This is a genomic window from Microbacterium sp. (genome assembly GCF_031178525.1).
Lineage (GTDB): Bacteria > Actinomycetota > Actinomycetes > Actinomycetales > Microbacteriaceae > Microbacterium.
On record NZ_JAPSJA010000269.1, the window covers coordinates 1 to 3,198 of the forward strand.

A 3,198-nucleotide genomic window follows, 5' to 3' on the forward strand; every position below is an offset into this window, starting at 1 on the left:
CCGTGGCGCGCGCCGACATCGAGGCCGCCGTCGCCGAGCTCGGTCTGACCGACTGGGTCGCGGGGCTTCCCGACGGCCTCGACACCGCTCTCGGTCCGGGCGGCACCGCCCTGTCCGCGGGCGAGGAGCAGCTCGTCGCGTTCGCGCGTCTGCTCGTGCGCCACGTCCAGGTCGTCGTGCTCGACGAGGCGACGGCCCGCATGGATCCGCTCACCGAGGCGCGCGTGGTCGCGGCCTCCGAGCGACTGCTGAGCGGCCGGACGGGTGTGCTCGTCGCGCACCGGCTGACGACGATCGAGCGGGCCGATCTCGTGGCGGTGCTCGACCACGGCCGCGTCGTGCAGCAGGGCCCCCGCCTGGCTCTCGCCGCGAGCGAGGGTCCGTACCGTCGGCTGCGCGAGGCCGCCGCGTCGGACGGCGTGATCGACGACGACGCCCCCGGCGCCGGGCCCGCCGCGGAACCGGATGACCCGACTGAGCGCGCCGTCGCGACCGGCGTCCCGGATGCGGCGGGCGTCGCGACGCAGGACGCCAGCGCCGACGAGGCCGGTGGGACGGGTGTCGGGACGCGGCGACGCACGGGCACCCCGCCGGACCTGCCCATCCCCGGTGACGGCCCCTCGCTCGCTCGCGGCATCCTGCACGTGCTGTTCGTGCGGCCACGGTGGGGCGTGTTCGGCGCCGTGCTGTTCCTCGTGGCGTCGCTCGCAGCGGCCCAGGGTGCGCTCACGGGGTTCCTGTGGGGGCAGACGGTGGAGGCGCTGCAGAACGGCGACCTGCCGTGGCCCCTGCTCGCATGGCTCGTCGGCCTCGTGCTCCTCAGCCCGATCGCGCTCGGCCGCGCGATCTACCTGTACCCGCGCTGGTGGATCGAGAATCTCCTGCGGGTGCGGATGCGCGTGATGTACGGGCAGACGCGGCAGCACCGGCTTCCCACCACGCCGGCGGGCGAGATCGTGGCGCGCGCAATGGACGCCGACCGCTACGTCATGTACGCCGACCGCTGGGTCGACTTCGTCAACGGCCTGATCATCGCGGGCGTCACGGCGCTCGTGGCGCGCTCCTGGCTCGCAGGCGGCGTGCTGCTCGCCGTCATGGTGGTCTCCGCGCTCGCGGCCGCGCTCGGCCGTCCCATCGCGGGGCGTTCGGCGACGCGCTCCTCCGCGGCCCGCGCCCGGTTCGGCCGCTCCCTCGTCTCCGCGCTCGACGCGGCGCGCACGGTCAAGCTCGCGGCCCGCACTCCCGACGTGCACCGGCACCTGCAGGAGGTCGACGGCGGGCGTGTGCGCGCGGCGATCTTCGAGCATCGCGTGCAGGCCGTGCTCGACGGCGTGCCGATCGTCGCGCTGCACCTCGGCGCGGTCGCGGCATGGGGCGCCCTCCTCACCGGCATGTGGGACCTCGCGACGACCCTCCTCGTCGCCAACGCGGTCACCGGCTTCGGCTGGTTCGGCGTGGTCGCGGGCGCCGTGGTCACCGAGGCGCCCGGCACACGCGCGTGGCAGCAGGCCACGGCGCGTTTCGCGGGCGGCGTCGACCTCGTCGACCCGGTTCCCGGCGTCGATCTCGTCGCGGGGACGGCGCCCGAGCCCCCGGCGGTCCGCCGCGAGCCCCTGCAGACCCTCGAGCTCGCCGACGTCACCGCCGTGCACGACGACGGCACGCTCGGCGTCACGGGCGTCGACCTCGCGGTCCGGCGCGGCGAGCTCGTGCTGCTGCTGGGCCAGGTCGGATCCGGCAAGTCGAGCCTGCTGGCGGCGCTCGCCGGGCTCATGGAGCACACCGGCGTGATCCGCTGGAACGGCACCGACATCGCCGACGCGCAGGTGTTCCTGCGCCCCGGTCAGGTCGCCTACGTGGCGCAGGTGCCGCGTGTGATGAGCGGCACCTTCGCCGACAACGTCCGCCTGGACCACGAGCGCGACGTCGACGGGCCGATCGACGGCGCACGGCTCGGCCAGGACGTGACGGAGGCGGGCGGGCCGCATGCGCTCGTCGGCCACCGCGGCGTGCGGCTGTCGGGCGGGCAGGTGCAGCGCCTCGCGCTCGCCAGGGCGCTGGCCGCCGACGCCGAGCTGCTGCTCGCCGACGACGTGTCCTCGGCGCTGGACGCGCGCACCGAGATCGAGCTCTGGCAGGCGCTGCGCGACCGCGGCACGACGGTCATCGGCGCGACCTCGAAGCGGGCGGCGCTGGCACGGGCGGATCGCGTCGTGGTGCTGTCCGACGGCGAGGTGGCGGCCGTCGGGCCGTGGCGCGAGCTCACCGGTCGCTGGGGACATCTCGCCGGCTGAGGTCGCCCCGCAGCCGGCCGGCCCTCCTCCACCCTGCTCCGGGACGCGCGGCAGCGGGCACCCGCCGGGCACCGGATCGGACGGAGCTGTCGAAACCGCGCGGGCTCGTTCGTTGCTTTACTGAGGGCGTCCGATCCGGCCGCCGCGACGATGCGAGGGAGCAAGACATGGCGCACTATCTGCTGTCGGTCATCGGGCCGTCCGACTACACCGGGTTCGGCACGTACGCCTCCGAGGAGGAGATGCGCGAGGCGCTGGCCGAGACCGGCGCCTTCAACGACCGCATCCGTGCCGAGGGGAGCCTGGTCTACGTCGGCGGGCTCGACGCCCCCGACACCGCCACCGTGGTCGAAGGCCGCGGCGCCGAGCCGCTCTTCACGGACGGCCCCTACGTCGAGTCCAAGGAGGGCCTGAACGGGCTCTGGGTCATCGACGTCCCCGATCTCGACGCCGCGCTGCGGATCGCGACGGAGGCCTCGCGCGTGTGCCGCGGCCCGGTCGAGGTGCGGCCCTTCGCATGACGCGGGCGGCCGAGGCGATCGCGCGCGTGCACCGGGAGGAGTGGGCGCGGGTGGTGGCGGGACTGGTGCGGCGCTACGGCGATCTCGACATCGCCGAGGAGACGGCCGCGGAGGCGTTCGCCACCGCCGTCGAGCGCTGGCCCGTCGACGGCGTGCCGCCCAACCCCGGCGCCTGGATCACCACGACCGCGCACCGCAAGGCGATCGACCGGCTGCGCCGAGAGGCCCGCCGCGACGACAAGCAGCAGGAGGCGTACATGCTGCAGGACGATTCCCCCGCCGAGGCGGTCGGTGCCGTGGACGACGACAGGCTGCGCCTGGTGTTCACGTGCTGCCATCCCGCTCTGTCGATGGAGGCGCGCGTCGCGCTCACGCTGCGGATC

At 75.1% G+C, this 3,198-nt stretch carries 3 protein-coding genes; all 3 read left to right on the forward strand.

Annotated features, from left to right (window positions below; translation table 11 throughout):
• Nucleotides 1–2,294 (forward strand): ATP-binding cassette domain-containing protein (locus tag RIF89_RS12930; RefSeq protein ID WP_309069508.1); only part of this gene is annotated, 2,294 nt, incomplete at its 5' end.
• A 167-nt stretch (nt 2,295–2,461) separates the two neighbouring features.
• Nucleotides 2,462–2,815: a YciI family protein gene (locus RIF89_RS12935; protein ID WP_309069509.1), complete on the forward strand. Its 354-nt coding sequence runs from the start codon at nt 2,462–2,464 to the stop codon at nt 2,813–2,815.
• The coding region (locus tag RIF89_RS12940) for a sigma factor (protein ID WP_309069510.1) at nt 2,812–3,198 on the forward strand (387 nt) is incomplete at its 3' end. The genes RIF89_RS12935 and RIF89_RS12940, both read left to right, overlap by 4 nt.